The sequence below is a fragment of the Paraburkholderia sp. GAS41 genome (assembly GCF_050436545.1).
Classification (GTDB): Bacteria; Pseudomonadota; Gammaproteobacteria; order Burkholderiales; family Burkholderiaceae; genus Paraburkholderia.
The window spans coordinates 47,221-64,247 of sequence record NZ_JBNDMK010000003.1 but is presented as its reverse complement, the minus strand read 5'-3'; the positions used below and the strand labels follow the sequence as shown (position 1 = coordinate 64,247).

Here is a 17,027-nt window from a genome sequence, read left to right as displayed (position 1 = left end):
CTAACCTCGGGTTGCCGAACAAGGGAAACATAGGAGAGTTGCATGAGTACCGCCATTGAGCCAGCGGGTGCGTCCACTCGAACGGGAATCCACCCCGACGAGTGGCACGCACGGGTCCAACTCGCCGCCTGTTATCGCATCTTCGACAAGCTCGGCTGGACCGAGATGATCTATAACCACATCACGTTGCGGTTGCCGGAAAGCGTGACAGGCGGCGAACGGCAGTTCCTGATCAATCCTTTCGGACTGCATTACAGTGAAGTCACGGCCAGCAATCTGGTGAAGATCGATGCGCAGGGCCGTATCCTCGACGGCTCGAAGTATCCCGTCAACCCGGCCGGTTTCACCGTTCATGCCGCAATTCATGAAGGTATTCCGGACGCGCACTGCGTCATGCACACCCACACCACGGCGGGTGTGGCGGTCGCCTGTCTGGAAGGCGGCTTGCAGCAGACCAACTTCTACAGCGCGCAGTTGTACGAACGGATCGCGTATCACGACTTCGAAGGCATTACGATTCACGCCGACGAGGGACCGCGTCTGGTAGCGAATATCCGCAACCGACAGGCGGTCATTTTGCGCAACCACGGTCTGCTGGCATGGGGCTCCACGCTGGCACAAACCTTCGCTGTGCTATGGACGCTGAACCGCGCCTGCGAAATCCAGGTGGCGACGTTCTCCATGGGGCCGGCGTTGCGTATTCCGGAAGCGATCGCACAGGGCTGCTCGCGCGATTCACTTCAGTTCGACGCGCGTCACGGCGCGGGCCAGGACGTCTTCGATGCGCTGGTACGGCAACTCGATCGCGTTGACACAGGCTATAAGGAATAAGGCATGAAAATCTGTATTTATGGCGTCGGCGCCATTGGCGGCTGGATGGGTGTGCGACTTGCACAGGCCGGCCACGAGGTCAGCGTGATGGCTCGCGGTGCGACGCTCGCCGCGCTCAACGAACACGGCCTGCAGCTGATAGAAGAAGGCAAGACGACAACGGCAACGGTCAAGGCCGTCGCGAACGCCGTCGAACTGGGTCCGCAGGATATCGTGATCGTCGCCGTGAAAGCGCCGGCAATGAGCGCGGTCGCGGCCGGCATCGCGCCATTGCTGACGAACCACACCACCGTCGTCACGGCAATGAATGGCGTTCCGTGGTGGTTCTGCGATGGTCTGGGTGCCGGCTTTGCAGGCAAGCGGCTGACGTCGGTGGACCCGGACGGTTCCATCGCAGCGGCGATTCCAAGCGCGCAAACGGTCGGCTGCGTGGTGCACGCGAGTTGCCTGCAGGACGCTCCAGGTGTGATCCGCCATCATCTCGGCAACGGACTGATAATGGGCGAGGCATGCGGCGTGCCGAGCGAGCGCGTCAGGAGTCTGGTGGAGACGTTCGCTGCCGCCGGCTTCAACGCTTCCGCTTCGGACCAGATCCAGCGGGACGTCTGGTTCAAACTGTGGGGCAACATGACGATGAACCCAATCAGTGCGATCACGGGCGCCACCACCGACAAGATCCTCGGCGACGACCTCGTGCGTGGCTTCGTGACGAGCGCGATGCTGGAGGCAAAGGAAATTGGCGCGCGTTTTGGGATTCCCATCGACCAGGCCCCTGGCGACCGGCATGCCGTGACGCTGAAACTGGGCGCGATGAAAACCTCCATGCTGCAGGACGTTCTGGCGCGCAAGGCGGTAGAGATCGACGCCTTGGTGGGCGCGGTGCGCGAGCTGGGCCAGATCACCGAGGTTCCCACGCCATTCATCGACGCGTTGCTCGGTCTGAGCCGCCTGCACGCGCGAACCTTGGGGCTGTACTGAGGTTCGTAGTGCCAGGCACGTGAGCCTGTCGTCGATCTCATTCTATGGACGGCAGGCTCGGGTCGATCACCCCGGCATCAACGAGATTCCGAACCGTGGTGCGGCTTCACGCATACGCGCGATATCGGCAGGGCCCGGCGGGGTAGGCGTAACCGGGCCGGCCTGCACATCGGCGCAGTTGTCGACAAAGTCGTCGAAGCCGCCCGGTGTGCACACAACCAGATAGCGTGACAGCACATCGCCGGTGTTCGCCAGCTTATGCGGGACATTGCGCGGCACGAGGAGCGTCTCGCCGGCGTGCAATCTCACGGTCTTACCGTCGATCATCACATCGAGCACACCCTCGAGCACGGTGATGGTTTCTTCCTCGCGGGCGTGAGCATGCAATGGCGTCCCCTTGCCAGGCGGGCTAAACATCTCCATCATGCAAAACGCGTCGCGGGTCTCTTTGCCGGACATCAGCATGCGCACCCGGGTGCCCGCGAAATTGTATTCAGGTGCATTCGTGTTCAGTACGAACATGGTTTTCCTCGATGAATGGTGGCTATTGGCAAACCACTATAGCCCGCCTGTCGAAGCAGAAAAACGATGCTCAGGCCGTTTGAGTGACGACAAAATACCGTGAATCGATCATGAAAAACCTCAACCAGTTTTTGAGCTTTGCTTCGGTGGCGAGAAACGGCAGCTTCGCCGCGGCCGCGCGCGAGCTGGGTCTCGCGCCGTCGTCGGTGGCCAAGAGCGTCGCGCGCCTCGAAGGCGAACTGGGACTCAGGCTGTTTCATCGAACGACTCGCTCGCTGCGTCTGACCGAGGAAGGCACCACGCTGTTCGCCCAGTGCGGCCGTATCCTCGACGAAATCACGCTGCTCGAATCACTCGTCACCGATACGACCGATGGACCGGCGGGCACGCTGCGGGTCGGCGCGCCGATCGGCTATGGGACTCGCAAGATCGTGCCCGTACTGAGCCGTCTGTTGGCCTCGCATCGCGCGCTCAACATCGAGATGCGCCTGAGCGACGAGCGAGTGAATCTCGTAGAGGAGGGTCTGGATGCGGCGATACGTATCGGCGCCAATGAAGATTCGAGCCTCGTGGCGCGCGAGTTCAGCGAGCAGCATCTGTTGCTGTGCGCGGCCCCGCAATACGTGCAACGTCACGGTGCGCTGCGTTCCGTCGCGGACATCGAGGCGCATTCCATCATCGCGTTCCGGATGCCGACATCGGGCCGGGAACGTCCGCTGGAGTTTCTGGAAAATGGTGAGGCCGTCCAGATACGTCCGCGAGCGCGCTTTTCGAGCAGTCACGGCGATGCGATGGTCGAAGCGGCATCCGATGGCGCAGGCATCGCGCAGGTGCTCGAGCACATGGTGGAGCATCATTTGCGCGACGGACGGCTCATCGAATTGCTGCCTGCGTGCCGCCCCGCGCCACTGCCCGTGAACGTCCTGATACCGGCTTCGCGCATGATGCCTTCGCGAGTTCGTGCTTTGATCGACGCGTTGACAGGTCAGGGCGGGTCTTGATGCTTCGTCGCCGCGCCGTTGCATGCGATGCGTGGCAGCCCGATGCGTTTCATACGGGCCGCAGTCGCCTCATGCCGCCTTAGAAATCGTCGCGGCCTATTTGGTAAGGTCACCTATTCGGGTACATTGAGGGTTCCCATGCCATGTCGTCCTGGGGAATCAAACGAAGCATCGATCTGTAAAACGGTGCGGCGGCTAGTGCGGCGGCCAGTGCTGCTGGCACCGCACTGACGGTGATGCTCTTCAATCCTCGCATTAGTCTGGAGAAAAAAATGTCCTTTTCATCTTCCAAGAAAATGGCGGTTTGGCTGGCATCGGCGGCGCTCATGACTGGAGTCGCTGCACCGGCGTTCGCTCAAAGCAGCAGCAGTTCTGCGACCGGCGACACGGCGACTGCCGCTATGGCCGCCTCGTCGACGGCCAAGACGACCAAGGCGCAACGCAAGGAGGCACGCAAGCAGGCCCGGGCGAAGAAGGACGCCGAACTGAAGAAACTCGAAGACGCGGGTTATCACCCGTCGCAAAACGATCCGAACTATCCGCAGGATCTTCAGGACGCCGAGAAGAAGGCGGGCATCGGTCAAGGGGCGAGTCAGTGAGTCAGTAGTCCGTCATGTACGGAGCGGGGCGGGCGCGACGCGCTATCCGCCCGCGCCTGTTGTGACGACCACAGCATCTCGACCCGGCTTGGCCTGCTCGCAAAAAATAATTCAAATACACCCTTCAGAAATGTCCGGCGCTGCCGATATGGCGTAAGGACTAGTCTCGATTGAGTGCTCCCACGGCGCCAATAGGCCGGTGTAAGCTGACGACCGGAAAAAATCGCCGGAAAGTTGCAGGAAAATACGTATGCTGTCGGCGCTACCACGAAGCCGCGGGGACGCGGACATCCTTGGTGCGCCTCATTTTTGACAAAAAATGAAGGCAGTGTCCTGGTCACCTTCAAACGATGGAGACGCTGTGATTCGACGTAGCCTTGCCGGTCTGCTACTCATGTTGGGCTGCCTCAGCAGCGCCATGGCGGCCGGTCCGACCTGTTCGCGTTCATTTACGCTGGCGTTGCACGATCACGGTCTGCTCTATTCGGTCGACACGGATACGGGCATCGACAAGGATTTCGCCGACGAGCTGATCCGCCGCAGCGGTTGCCAGATCAGGGTTAGCCTGATGTCGCGGGCGCGCATCTGGAAGGTGATCGAATCCGGCGCACTCGATTTCAGCCTGTCCGGCATTGCCGATGACGAGCGCAATCAGTACGCGGATTTCGCCTGGTATTTCAGCAACAAATACTATCTGCTGGTGCGCAATGACGCCGGCATTCACCAGCTCGCCGATTTCGAGCACAACGAACAGTTCCAGCTCGGTGTGATCCGCAGCTTCCGCTATAGCGAGTCGGCCAACCGGCTGGTCGATACGCTGACGGCCGAAAACCGCGTCAGTCAGGCCGGCGGTCTGGATCCGCTGTATCAGGCGCTGATCCTGCGGCGCATCCAGGGGATGATTATCGAGCCCTTCGATTACCCCGCCATCGACGACAAGAAAATCCGCGACGTGACGTCCATCGTGGAGTTCAACGACCCAGCCGTCCCACATGGCCTCATCATGTCGAAGCGAGCGCTGTCGCCGGCAGAGCGGGAAAAGTGGCGCACTCTCGTCAACGACATGCGTGCCGACGGCACCATACGGCGTATCTTCGAGAAGTATTTCAAACACGACCTTGCCGATTCGATGGTCAATTTCCAGACGCCGCCGTGAGCTGGGCGCGCCTCGTTCTCCTTCCGCTGCTGGTCTTTTCCGCGTCACTGAGCGTCACGTGGGCGCTTTGGGACCATGAGCGGCAGGCAGCCCATCACGAGCTGCTCACGCAGTTCGACTATTCGCTGGACGACGCCGTCAGCCGGATCGAACAGCGCATGGGCACGTACGAACTGCTGCTGCGCGGCGTGCAGAGCCTGTTCGCCGCCACCGACGCGATGGACCGCGAGCGCTTCCGCGATTACGTCGGCACGCTCGATCTCGACGCCAATTTTTCGGGTATCCAGGCGATCGGTATCGTCGCGTGGGTGCCGGCGGCACACAAGGACGACCATGTCGCCGCCATGCGGCGCCAGGGGCTGCCCGACTATGCGATCCAGCCCGCCGGTCCGCGCGACGACTATGCGCCCATCATCCAGCGCGAGCCCTATATCGGCCTGAATCGAGCCGCCGCCGGCTTCGATGCCTGGACCGAACCGGTCCGGCGCCGCGCCATGCAGCAGGCGCGCGATTCCGGCATGGCGACCATTTCCGGCAAGGTCCGGCTGTCGGTGGATACCGAAGCCAACGCGCGCCCGGGTTTCGTCATGTACCTGCCCATCTACGCGCGTGGCCAGCCGCAGGACACGGTTGCCCAGCGGCGGGCCCATCTGGTCGGCTGGGTTTTCGCCTCGTTCCGCATGCACGACGTGATCGCCAGTCTGTATGGCTCACAGCCGCCCGGCCTCAATATCGCGATCTACGACGGCGTCGAGCCGACGGCGACGGCACTGCTGCACCGGACCCCGGAAGCGGCGGGCCGGCATTTGCCCACCGATATTTCGGCCAACGAATATCTGGTGGTCGGCGGTCATGACTGGACGTTGGCAATGAGCGCCCAGGACGACTTCAAGGACCGCTTCGGCCGTAACGCCGCGTGGCTGATCGCCAGCATCGGCACGGGCCTGAGTCTGTTGCTCGCCTTCCTCACGTGGCTCATGATGACCGGCCGGGGCCGCGCGATGCGGCTCGCCTCGGCCATGACCAGAGAATTGCGCGAGAACGAGGAGAAATTCCGTGCGATCGCCGATTGCACGGTCAACTGGGAAGTCTGGTGGGGACGCGACGGCAAGCCGCGCTGGATCAACCCGTCCGTGGAGGAGTACATCGGCTATACGGTGGACGAATGCATGGCCATGTCCGACTTCGCGGGCACCTTGATCTATCCGGAAGATCTGCCGCGCGTCACGGCTGAGCTTCTGAAGGGGCAGCAGGGACTTCGCGGCGAGGACCTGGAGTTTCGCTGCATTCGTAAGGATGGATCGCTGATCTGGCTTTCCGTCTCGTGGGTGCCGATCAGCGACGCCAAGGGCGATTTCATCGGCTTTCGCACGAGCGGGCGCGACATTACCGAGCGCAAGCAGGTCGAGTCCGAACTGCGGATTGCCGCGGTCGCCTTCGACTCGCAGGAACCGATGATGATTACCGACGCCGGCGCGCAAATCCTGCGCGTGAACTCGGCATTCACCGAGTGCACCGGTTACGCACCGGAGGAAATCGTGGGCTTAACGCCGCGCGTCCTGCAGTCGGGTCGTCACGACGCTGCTTTCTTTCGCGAGATGTGGGAAGCGATCCACCGCGACGGCGGATGGCAAGGGGAAATCTGGGACCGCCGCAAGAATGGCGACGTGTATCCCAAGTGGCTCGCGATTTCCGCGGTGCTGGGCGAGGATGGGGTCGTTAGTCACTACGTCGGCACGCACCATGACATCACCGAGCGCAAGATCGCGGAAGAGCGCATCAAGGAACTGGCTTTCTTCGACGCGCTCACGCACCTGCCGAACCGCACCTTGCTGCTGGACCGGCTGAAGCAGGCGATCACGGCCAGCGCCCGCAGCGAAGCGTGCGGCGCGTTGCTGTTCATCGATCTGGACCACTTCAAGACGTTGAACGATACATTGGGCCACGACAAAGGCGACCTGCTGTTGCAGCAAGTGGCGCAACGCCTGGCGTCGAGCGTGCTCGAAAGCGACACGGTGGCCCGGGTTGGGGGCGACGAATTCGTGGTGGTGCTGGGAAGCCTGCACGAAAACTGGGAAGAGGCGGCCAGTCAGACCGAAGTCCTCGGCGAGCGGATCCTCGCCGTCCTCGGGAGTCCGTATCAACTCGGCGAGATTGAATACCGCAGCACGGCGAGCGTGGGTGCGACCGTGTTCAGGGGACATCAGGCATCGATCGACGAACTGCTGAAGCAGGCCGACCTTGCGATGTACAAGTCCAAGGAAAAGGGCCGCAATGCGGTGTGCTTTTTCGATCCGGACATGCAGACGGTGGTGGTGGAGCGGGCCGCGCTGGAAGCGGGACTGCGCAATGCCATCGAGGACAGCCAGTTCCTGTTGCACTACCAGGCACAGGTCGACGGCACCGGCATCACGGGCGCTGAAGCCCTCGTGCGCTGGCAGCATCCCACGCGCGGCATCGTGCCGCCGGCCGATTTCATTCCGCTGGCTGAAGAAACCGGCTTGATCCTCGCGCTAGGAAGCTGGGTCATGGAGGCCGCCTGCGCCCAGTTGGCGCGCTGGGCCCAACGGCCGGAAACGGCGGATCTCACGATTGCCGTCAATGTCAGCGTCCAGCAGTTCCGCGAAGCGGACTTCGTGCAGAAAGTGCTGACCATCCTCGGTCGAACCGGCGCGCGTCCGGATCGCCTGAAGCTGGAGTTGACGGAGAGCGTGCTAGTGGACAATGCCCAGGACATCATCCAGAAGATGGGCGCGCTCAAGGCGAGAGGCGTGGTGTTCTCGCTGGACGACTTCGGTATCGGCTATTCATCGCTGTCGTACCTGAAGCGTCTGCCATTGGATCAGCTGAAAATCGACCGGTCCTTCGTGCGTGACGTGCTGGTCGATCCCAACGACGCGGTGATTGCCCGAGCCATCGTCGCGCTCGCACAGAGTCTGGGCCTCGGGGTGATTGCCGAAGGCGTGGAGACCGAAGCCCAGCGGGACTTTCTCGCTGCGGCAGGGTGCCACGCGTATCAGGGTTACTATTTCTGCCGCCCGCTTCCTATTGAGGATTTCGAAACGTTTTTGAGCCGGCTCGAAGTGGGGCAATGCGTGACGGAATAGACGCGCGAGGCGTTAAGACGGTTCGACGTTGGGCGTGAAGCGAGGGGGCGTGTGGCGGGGAACCGGCCGGAGGAAGCAACGCTTCCGTCCGGCCGTGAGGGACAGCGGCTGATGGCCGGCGTCTTTACTTGCTATCGTCCTTCAACTCCGGCAGCGCCAGCGCTTCGCCCGGTGCGAGCAGGCCAACATCCGAATAGATCAGCAGCTTGGCGCGCGTATCCGTGATGTCCAGATTACGCATCGTCAACTGACCGATCCGGTCACGCGGCGAGAAGGTCGACTCGACCTTTTCCATCGAAAGGCGTTCCGGCTGGTAGGTCAGGTTCGGCGACTTCGTGCTCAGAATCGAGTAGTCGTTGCCACGGCGCAGTTCGATCGTGACTTCGCCCGTGATCGCGCGTGCCACCCAGCGCTGTGCCGTTTCGCGCAGCATGATGGCCTGCGGGTCGAACCAGCGGCCCTGATACAGCAGGCGCCCCAGGCGCTTGCCGTTTTCGCGGTACTGCTCGATGGTGTCTTCGTTGTGAATACCCGTGACGAGACGCTCGTACGCGATATACAGCAGCGCGAGCCCTGGCGCTTCATAGATGCCACGGCTCTTCGCCTCGATGATGCGGTTTTCGATCTGGTCGCTCATGCCGAGACCGTGGCGGCCACCAATGCGATTCGCCTCCAGCAGCAGCTCGACGGCATCCTTGAACTGGACACCATTAAGCGCGACCGGCTGACCTTCTTCGAAACGGATCGTGACTTCTTCCTTCGCGATCTGCACGTCGTCGCGCCAGAATGCCACGCCCATGATCGGATTGACGATCTTGATGCCGCTTTCGAGGCTCTCGAGATCCTTCGCTTCGTGGGTCGCGCCGAGCAGGTTCGAGTCGGTCGAATAGGCTTTTTCCGCAGACATCTTGTATTCGAAGCCCGCTTGCCGCATGAACTCGGACATTTCCGCGCGGCCGCCCAGTTCGTCGATGAAGGCCTGATCGAGCCACGGCTTGTAGATCTTCAGATCCGGATTGACGAGCAGACCGTAGCGGTAGAAACGCTCGATGTCATTGCCCTTGTACGTGCTGCCGTCGCCCCAGATGTTGACGCCGTCTTCCTTCATCGCAGCCACCAGCATGGTGCCGGTCACGGCGCGGCCGATCGGCGTCGTATTGAAGTAGGTCACGCCGGCGGTCGAAATGTGGAATGCGCCTGCTTGCAGGGCGGCGATACCCTCGGCGACCAGTTGAGCCCGGCAGTCTATGAGTCGCGCGCCTTCCGCGCCGTACTGGATGGCACGACGGGGAATCGAATCGTAGTCGTCTTCGTCGGGCTGGCCGAGGTTGGCCGTGTAGGCGAAGGGGACGGCGCCTTTGATCCGCATCCAGTGCAGAGCGGCACTCGTGTCGAGTCCACCGGAGAAGGCGATACCGACTTTCTGGCCGGACGGGAGACTTTCAAGGATTGTGCTCATGAGAAAAGCCGTTAAATCGAGGGGTGAAGGGATTTCGCGCAACTGACAAGTATCGACTGTGCCTGCTCACAAGGCAAGTCTGGTGCGCGGGTTGGGCAGTATCGCGGGCCGGATGGGGCCTGAAACGGGGTAATGCCGGGCATTTTGGGCAGGTTTCGTAATATACATGAAAGTTTTTGGCGAGCCTGAGCGGCGGCACCGTCCCGCGTCCTATCGAGCGTCGGGTTTATCATTCCAGCAGATAAGCGTATGGAATTTGCTTCGTTGCCCTCGCGCGAGTGGGCCGGTAGATTGGCCTGATCGCGCCGCGTCCGGCGCTTCCGCTCTGACTGAACGAAGAGTTTCGCGTGACGATTGCTTCCCACCCCGTTGTTTCCGCCGAAGCCGCTCAAGCCGCCCAAGCGCCCCAGGCCGTGCATTCCCAGCCAGCCGCCCCGCAACGCATCGAAATTCGCACCTTCGACGGCCCGGTGGGTGCCGAAGTGCTGGGCCTCGATCTGAATCAACCGCTCGGCGACGAGGATTTTGCGCGCATTCATCGCGCGCACCTCGATCACCACGTACTGGTGTTCCGCGATCAACGCATCACACCCGACCAGCAGATCGCTTTTAGCCGCCGCTTCGGGCCGCTGCAGATCCACGTGCTGCGTCAGTTCCAGCTGGCGGACTATCCGGAAGTGCTGGTGGTATCGAATATCGTCGAAAACGGCAAACCGATCGGTCTGGGCGACGCCGGCCATTTCTGGCATTCGGATCTGTCGTACAAGGAGAAACCGAGCCTCGGCTCGCTGCTGCACGCGCAAGAGTTGCCCGCCGAAGGCGGCGATACGCTGTTTGCCAACATGCATCTCGCGTGGGACACGCTGCCGTCGCATTTGCGTGACGCGGTAGAAGGGCGCTTCGCGGAGCATACGTATCTGGCGAAGTACGCGGAATTGCAAAAGCGCAGCCCGTGGCGTCCCAATTTGTCCGCCGAGCAGATTGCCGAGGTGAAGCCGGTGCTGCAGCCGATGGTCCGCACGCATCCGGAAACCGGCCGCAAGGCGCTGTTCGTCAACGAGCATTTCACGACCCGCGTGATCGGGCTGCCTGAAAACGAAAGCAACGCATTGCTCGAGGCAATCTTCGCCCACAGCGTGCACCCTGAGCACCTATACCGGCACGTATGGGCCGAGCACGACATGGTGTTCTGGGACAACCGTTCACTGATGCATCTCGCGGCGGGCACGCCCGATCATCTGCGCCGCAAGATGTATCGCACAACTATCGAAGGCGATGTGCCGGTTTGACGGCATAGGCGTTCGCCAGTATTCGCTGGGGTCTGTGCGATCCAGTCCGCGAGGTTAAACGGATTCACGCATGCACGTATTTGCACGACGAGCCTGCGCGCATGCCTCGCGGTGAGCGAATGAAAGCGAGGTGGCGTGGATAAAAAAATGCCGGCCAGGGCTGCGCGAGCCCGGCCGGCATTTTTGTACACTGGGTGACGTTCAGTCGCCCAGATATTCCGGTTCGATCTGGATGTTGGTTTCGCCAGCAGCCTTCTTTTCCCAGTAGCGTTTGACCCAGTTTTCGAAGGTCTTGCCGGCCGCCGTATCCTTGCCGGTGAAGGCAATGGCGCCGATGTCCGCGTACGGAACCACTTCCTTCGTCTGTTTGCCGGTCGGAATGATCCGTACGAAGCAGTCCTTGAAGGCCGCGCCGTATTGGCGGTCATACAGATAGCCTGCGATGCTCGAGCCATCCTTGCGCGTGAGCGTGACGTCGCCGCGATAGTCGAAAGCCTTTTCCATGGCTTCGCGAACTTCGGCTTCGGTCGTCAGCTCCGGAGTCCAGCCTTCGAGCTGCTCGTGTACCGTGCCAGCCGCGGTTTCCTGCTGATCCGGGTTGATCGGAGCGGCGCTCTGCGCGATGGCGGCGGAAGTCGCCTGTTCAGCCTTGGCTGCGTCCGAACGCGGCTTCGTCGGGACGAAGACCATCGGCACTTCATGCGTCGTCTTCTTCCAGTCGGCGAGAATCTCGTTTGCGCCCGGATCCTTGTAGCTGTCGAACAGCATGGCCTTGACGGTCTGGAACATGCCCTTGAACGAGCCAAACGTGTAGTTCACGCCGCTCGCTTCGTAGCCCGAGTGCACCATGCAGTTAGCGCACTTCGGATTGCCGCTTTCCGTACCGTATTCGGACCACTTCACGCTTTCCATCAGCTCATCGAAGCTGTCCGCATAACCGTCCTGCAGCAGATAGCACGGCTTTTGCCAACCGAAGATGCTGTACGTGGGCATGCCCCACGGCGTGCAGGTGAGCTGCTTCTTGCCCATCAGGAATTCCATGAAGATCGGCGAGGCGTTGAAGCGCCAGCTTTTCTTCCGGTTCGACAGGATCGCGCGGAACAGCTTCTTCGAACGCGCACGGCCGAGAAAGTGCTTCTGGTCCGGCGCCTTGTCGTACGTGTAGCCCGGCGAGACCATCATGCTTTCGACACCCACTTCCATCATTTCGTCGAAGTGCAGGCGCACGCTGTTCGGATCGGCGCCGTCGAACAGGGTGGTGTTGGTGGTGACGCGGAAACCTGCCGCGACTGCCGCGCGCACGCCTTCCATGGCGATGTCGTAGCCGCCTTCACGGCACACGGCGAAATCGTGATGCTCGCGCTGGCCGTCGACGTGAACCGAAAACGACAGATACTTGCTCGGCTTGAAGAGGTGCAGATTCTTGGCGAGCAGCAAGGCGTTCGTGCACATGTACACGTACTTCTTGCGCGCCACCAGACCGGCGACGATCTCGGGCATCTGCGGATGCAGCAGCGGTTCGCCGCCCGGAATGGCGACCATCGGCGTGCCGCATTCCTCGACTGCCTTGAAGCATTGCTCGGGGGTGAGTTGCGACTTCAGGACGTGCGCCGGGTACTGGATCTTGCCGCAGCCCGCGCACGCCAGATTGCAGCGCATGAGCGGCTCGAGCATGAGGACGAGCGGATAGCGGCTGCGCCGCATCAGCTTCTGTTTCAGGACATAAGTGGCGACCGTCCAGGCCTGCGAAATTGGCACTCCCATACTGGCAATGCTCCTTAATAACTGTAATGCGCCGCGGACGGAGCCCGCGACTGTGTTCATTAGATCGTTTCGCGCGCCAAATGGACGCGATCGTGTGCTCAACAGGGCCGATCACGTCCGCCCGATCGGGCGAAAATCAATCTGGCACTGGACGGGTTTGTGGGGCCCGAATTCTCAAAATAGTGCAATGATCGCACAAACCGGACTTTGCAGTCGAAACGGCGCCTGTTTCGGTCCGCTGCGGCGGCCCGCGGACGCCCGTGCGGCGGCGGGTTGCGAAGTCCGTTCAACGGTGCGCATCCGGCAGTGCCTACGCCGTGACTTCCGCACGCAGAAAATCCACCAGGGCCTGCTGAAGTGCATTGAGTACGCCGCCGGCGCTGACGAGCGCCAGTTCGGTAGGCGGCAAGTCCGGCAATCCCGTGCATACGCGGTGCTCGGGAACCACGGCCGTCGTGGGCAGGACGGAGATTCCCAGCCCTGACGACACCGCCGCCTGGATGCCGGTGAGACTGTGGCTACCGAACGCGATGCGCCAGCGCCGCTGCGCCTTGTCCAGGCTGCGGATGGCCCGTTGCCGGTAGACGCAGCCGTGCGGGAAGAGCGCCAGCGGGATGGGTTGATCCGCCGGTTCCTGAGCCAGTTCGACCTCCTGACCGCGCACCCACACCAGCGATTCCGGCCACGCCGCGAGGCACTCGCCGCTGCCCGGTTCCCGCTTGACCAGCGCAATCTCGATCTCGCCGGCCGCCAGCTTGCGTTGCAGGTCGGCGCTCATGCCGGCCACTGTCTCCAGCCGCACGCCCGGCTTCTCCTTCACGAAGCCGGACAGCATGGCCGACATGCGCCGCGCGTCGAAATCCTCCGGCACGCCGATACGCAGCGGCGTCATTTCCACCTCGCTCGTCAGCGCGTCCTCGGCTTCCTGCGCCAGCGCGAGCAGCCGGCGGGCATATTGCGCGAGCAATTCGCCATGCTCGGTTGCGCTCACCTGATTGCCGGTGCGGTCGCGCAGCAACAGCGTGCGGCCGACCAGGGCTTCGAGCTTGCGGACCTGCTGGCTGACGGTCGATTGGGTTCGGTGCACGCGTTCGCCGGCGCGCGTGAAGCTGCCTTCGTCGACGACGCAAATTAGCGTGTTCAATAGATCCAGATCCAGCATGATCGGCTCGCTAGGTTATTTGAATTTCAACTGACGTTCATATTTTAATTTAATTTTCAAATGTCCGCGGGGCCGCTTAATCTGTGCGCATCCAACCGCTTCGTCTCTGCATTTCTTAATTTCCGGGAGCCACGCATGACACTTCATCACACCCGCCGTCCCGTCTGGCTGACGTTCGACTGCTATGGCACGCTGATTCAATGGGACGAAGGTCTGCAGGCGGCGGTGCGCGAAATCCTGCGCACGAAGCCTGGCAACGACGTCGAGCCGGCAAAACTGCTCGAAGTGTACGACCGGCACGAACACGCGCTGGAGCAGGCGGTGCCGCACCGCTCGTTTCGTCAGGTCGCCGGCGACGGACTGCGTCTGGCGCTGCAAGAGCTCGGTTTGCGCAGTGACGAAAGCGACGCTGACGTCCTGACCCGCCGCATTTCCGCCATGCCGCCGTTTCCCGAGGTGGTCGATACGTTGCGGCAACTCAAGGGACTGGGCTATCGGCTGTGCATCGTGTCGAATACCGACGACGACATCATTGCGGGCAACGTCGCGCAGCTTGGCGGCCACATCGACCGCGTGGTGACGGCTCAGCAGGCGGGCGCCTACAAGCCGGCGCGGCGGCTGTTCGATTACGCCCACGAGCAACTCGGCGTGACGAAGGACGACGTCGTCCACATTTGCGCGAGTCCGCATCTCGATCACGCGGCCGCGCGCGATCTCGGTTTTCGCTGCGTCTGGATCGATCGGGGCACGGGGCGCAGCCTGCTGCCCGATTACACGCCCGATGCTACGCTAGCGACACTCGATCAGGTGCCGGCGCTATTCGCTGCGGCCGGCTGGTAAATTTCAAAGGTAGACACCATGGCGCACACGCTTTTATCCGCCGGCTCGACCGCCCCGTCGCGCGCGCTGCGGCTCGATTCCGACGCCATCATGCAGGCGCGCATCGAACTGGCGGCATGTTTCCAGTTAGCGGCGCAGTACGGTTTCGAGGAAGGGGTCTGTAACCACTTTTCGGCGGTGGTGCCGGGCCACGACGATCTGTTCTTCGTGAATCCGTATGGTTATGCGTTCGCCGAGATCAGCGCCTCACGGCTGCTGGTTTGCGATTTCGATGGACACGTCGTCGAAGGCGAAGGCCAGCCGGAGGCGACTGCGTTTTACATTCATGCGCGCTTGCACCGTGCGATGCCACGCGTGCAGGCTGCGTTTCACACCCATATGCCGAACGCCACGGCGCTCTGCCTGCTGGAGGGGCCGCCGTTGCTGTGGCTCGGACAGACGGCGTTGAAATTCTACGGCCGCACTGCCGTCGACGAAGCGTACGGGGGCCTCGCGCTGGACGAGTCGGAAGGCGACCGAATTGCAGCGGCGATGGGCGAGGCCGACGTCCTGTTCCTGAAGAACCATGGGGTGATGGTGGCCGGCGCCAGCATCGCGGAAGCCTGGGACGACCTCTACTACCTGGAGCGGGCCGCCGAGGTCCAGCTCAAGGCGATGAGCAGCAACCGGCCGCTCAAGGCGGTGCCCCACGAGGTGGCGCAGCGAACCTACGAACAGATGCGTCTCGGCGACAAGGAAAGCGCGCGCGCGCATCTCGACAGTGCGATGCGGCAACTCCGTGGGCGGGGGATTGCGTTCGACAGGTGACGGCTCCATCCGCGGGCCGGCCGCGCAGGCGTGGGCGCCAGAAACGGCGCCACGGCACGCGGCTCGCGGGCTCACGAGCTCACGAGCTCACGAGCGACTAATATGAGAGACGACGGACCTTGCATCATTCATAATAAAAAGAGCCGTATTCAAACGACTCAGGAGACAACATGCAATCCGATCAACCGACCCAGCCGCCGGGCGGCGCGGCGCCGAAACTTTCGAAGTTCGGCGCAGTCCTGCGGGTGACCAGCGGCAACTTTCTCGAGCAGTTCGACTTCTTCCTGTTTGGCTTCTACGCCACGTACATCGCCAAAACGTTTTTCCCGGCCGCGAGCGAGTTCGCCTCGTTAATGCAGACCTTTGCCGTGTTCGGCGCCGGTTTCCTGATGCGGCCATTGGGCGCGATCATCCTCGGCGCCTACATCGACAAGGTGGGGCGTCGCACCGGCCTGATCGTCACGCTGGGGATCATGGCGAGCGGTACGATTCTGATCGCCTGTGTCCCGGGCTACGCGTCCATTGGTTTGCTGGCGCCGGCGCTGGTGTTGATCGGGCGTCTGCTGCAGGGTTTTTCGGCGGGGGCCGAACTCGGCGGCGTGTCGGTCTATCTGGCTGAAATGGCAACGCCGGGCAGGAAGGGCTTTTTCACCGCCTGGCAGTCGGCCAGCCAGCAGGTCGCCATCGTGGTCGCGGCGGCGCTTGGCTATGCGTTGAACCTGTCGCTCACGTCTGCGCAGATCGGTGCGTGGGGCTGGCGGCTGCCGTTTCTGGTCGGTTGCCTGATCGTGCCGTTTCTCTACGTGCTGCGTCGTTCGCTGCAGGAAACGGCGGAGTTTCAGGCGCGCCGCCATCATCCGGCCACCTCGGAAGTATTCCGCTCGATGCTGGTCAACTGGAAGACGGTCGTGGCCGGCATGATGATGGTTGCGATGACAACCACCACGTTCTATCTGATTACCGTCTACACGCCGACCTTCGGCCGCGCAGTGCTGCACCTGAGCACGTCGGATGCGCTGGTCGTCACGCTGCTGGTGGGCGTCTCGAACTTTGTCTGGCTGCCGATCGGCGGCGCGGTTTCGGACCGTATCGGGCGTCGTCCGCTGCTGCTGTTCATCTCGGCGCTGGCTATCGTCACGTCCTATCCGGCACTGGAATGGCTCGCGCACGCGCCGAGCTTTCTGCGCATGTTGACCGTGCTGCTGTACTTTTCGTTTTTCTTTGGCGTGTACAACGGAGCGATGGTCGCGGCGCTCACCGAGGTCATGCCGGTCGAAGTGCGGGTCGCGGGCTTCTCGCTGGCGTACAGTCTGTCGACGGCCTTGTTTGGCGGTTTCACTCCGGCTGTCTCCACCTTCCTGATCGAAATGACCGGCGACAAGGCCGCGCCGGCCTATTGGCTGATCTTCGCGGCGTTGTGCGGGTTCATCGCGACACTGGTGTTGTACCGGCGCGGGGGGGCGGCCGAGTTGCAGGCCAGGCTCGGTTGAATGCCGGACTAGCGAAGCGCTG

At 62.2% G+C, this 17,027-nt stretch carries 15 protein-coding genes; 10 read left to right on the top strand and 5 right to left on the bottom strand.

Going from position 1 to position 17,027, the window contains the following annotated elements; translation table 11 throughout:
- Positions 1–42 precede the first annotated feature (42 nt).
- Complete coding sequence (locus tag P3T43_RS06440; protein WP_429280222.1) at positions 43–831, top strand: class II aldolase/adducin family protein; 789 nt, start codon at positions 43–45, stop codon at positions 829–831.
- Between the two features lie 3 nt (positions 832–834).
- A complete protein-coding gene (locus tag P3T43_RS06435; RefSeq protein WP_429280221.1) occupies positions 835–1,809 on the top strand; it encodes a 2-dehydropantoate 2-reductase in 975 nt (324 codons plus the stop codon).
- A gap of 66 nt (positions 1,810–1,875) precedes the next feature.
- On the opposite strand, the gene P3T43_RS06430 is transcribed toward P3T43_RS06435, so the two are convergent.
- Complete coding sequence (locus P3T43_RS06430) at positions 1,876–2,331, bottom strand: cupin domain-containing protein (RefSeq protein WP_429280220.1); 456 nt, start codon at positions 2,329–2,331, stop codon at positions 1,876–1,878.
- A gap of 110 nt (positions 2,332–2,441) precedes the next feature.
- Between P3T43_RS06430 and P3T43_RS06425 the strand changes: the two genes are divergently transcribed.
- Complete coding sequence (locus P3T43_RS06425) at positions 2,442–3,332, top strand: LysR family transcriptional regulator (protein ID WP_429280219.1); 891 nt, start codon at positions 2,442–2,444, stop codon at positions 3,330–3,332.
- A 109-nt stretch (positions 3,333–3,441) separates the two neighbouring features.
- Here the strand turns inward: P3T43_RS06425 and P3T43_RS06420 are convergent, their stop codons facing one another.
- The gene (locus P3T43_RS06420) at positions 3,442–3,660 is read right to left on the bottom strand and encodes a hypothetical protein (protein ID WP_429280518.1); all 219 of its coding nucleotides are present in this window, start codon (positions 3,658–3,660) and stop codon (positions 3,442–3,444) included.
- On the opposite strand from P3T43_RS06420, the gene P3T43_RS06415 reads away from it, so the two are divergent.
- From P3T43_RS06415 to P3T43_RS06405, 3 genes are all read left to right on the top strand, one after another.
- The gene (locus P3T43_RS06415) at positions 3,605–3,931 is read left to right on the top strand and encodes a DUF4148 domain-containing protein (RefSeq protein ID WP_429280218.1); all 327 of its coding nucleotides are present in this window, start codon (positions 3,605–3,607) and stop codon (positions 3,929–3,931) included. The two genes, P3T43_RS06420 and P3T43_RS06415, sit on opposite strands and share 56 nt — an antisense overlap.
- A 361-nt stretch (positions 3,932–4,292) precedes the next feature.
- Complete coding sequence (locus P3T43_RS06410) at positions 4,293–5,087, top strand: substrate-binding periplasmic protein (RefSeq protein ID WP_429280217.1); 795 nt, start codon at positions 4,293–4,295, stop codon at positions 5,085–5,087.
- Positions 5,084–8,194, top strand: coding sequence for a bifunctional diguanylate cyclase/phosphodiesterase (locus P3T43_RS06405; RefSeq protein ID WP_429280216.1), 3,111 nt, complete (start codon positions 5,084–5,086; stop codon positions 8,192–8,194). The genes P3T43_RS06410 and P3T43_RS06405 overlap by 4 nt, the downstream gene beginning before the upstream one ends.
- Positions 8,195–8,318: 124 nt before the next feature.
- Here the strand turns inward: P3T43_RS06405 and argG are convergent, their stop codons facing one another.
- Complete coding sequence (gene argG / locus P3T43_RS06400; protein WP_429280215.1) at positions 8,319–9,653, bottom strand: argininosuccinate synthase; 1,335 nt, start codon at positions 9,651–9,653, stop codon at positions 8,319–8,321.
- A gap of 413 nt (positions 9,654–10,066) precedes the next feature.
- Here argG and P3T43_RS06395 point away from each other — a divergent pair, with 413 nt between their 5' ends.
- Positions 10,067–10,942 carry a TauD/TfdA dioxygenase family protein gene (locus P3T43_RS06395; RefSeq protein ID WP_429280501.1) on the top strand — a complete coding sequence of 292 codons (876 nt, stop codon included), beginning with the start codon at positions 10,067–10,069 and terminating at the stop codon, positions 10,940–10,942.
- A 201-nt stretch (positions 10,943–11,143) separates the two neighbouring features.
- Here the strand turns inward: P3T43_RS06395 and hpnH are convergent, their stop codons facing one another.
- Positions 11,144–12,706: an adenosyl-hopene transferase HpnH gene (hpnH, locus tag P3T43_RS06390; RefSeq protein ID WP_429280214.1), complete on the bottom strand. Its 1,563-nt coding sequence runs from the start codon at positions 12,704–12,706 to the stop codon at positions 11,144–11,146.
- Between the two features lie 310 nt (positions 12,707–13,016).
- A complete protein-coding gene (locus tag P3T43_RS06385; protein WP_429280213.1) occupies positions 13,017–13,868 on the bottom strand; it encodes a LysR substrate-binding domain-containing protein in 852 nt (283 codons plus the stop codon).
- A gap of 135 nt (positions 13,869–14,003) precedes the next feature.
- Here P3T43_RS06385 and P3T43_RS06380 point away from each other — a divergent pair, with 135 nt between their 5' ends.
- The 3 genes from P3T43_RS06380 to P3T43_RS06370 all read left to right on the top strand — a co-directional run bounded on the left by P3T43_RS06380 (position 14,004) and on the right by P3T43_RS06370 (position 17,005).
- A complete protein-coding gene (locus tag P3T43_RS06380; RefSeq protein WP_429280212.1) occupies positions 14,004–14,708 on the top strand; it encodes a haloacid dehalogenase type II in 705 nt (234 codons plus the stop codon).
- A gap of 18 nt (positions 14,709–14,726) precedes the next feature.
- On the top strand, positions 14,727–15,515 hold the full coding sequence (locus P3T43_RS06375) for an aldolase (protein ID WP_429280211.1): 789 nt from the start codon (positions 14,727–14,729) through the stop codon (positions 15,513–15,515).
- Positions 15,516–15,685: 170 nt separating this feature from the next.
- A complete protein-coding gene (locus P3T43_RS06370; protein ID WP_429280210.1) occupies positions 15,686–17,005 on the top strand; it encodes an MFS transporter in 1,320 nt (439 codons plus the stop codon).
- Positions 17,006–17,027 lie beyond the last annotated feature (22 nt).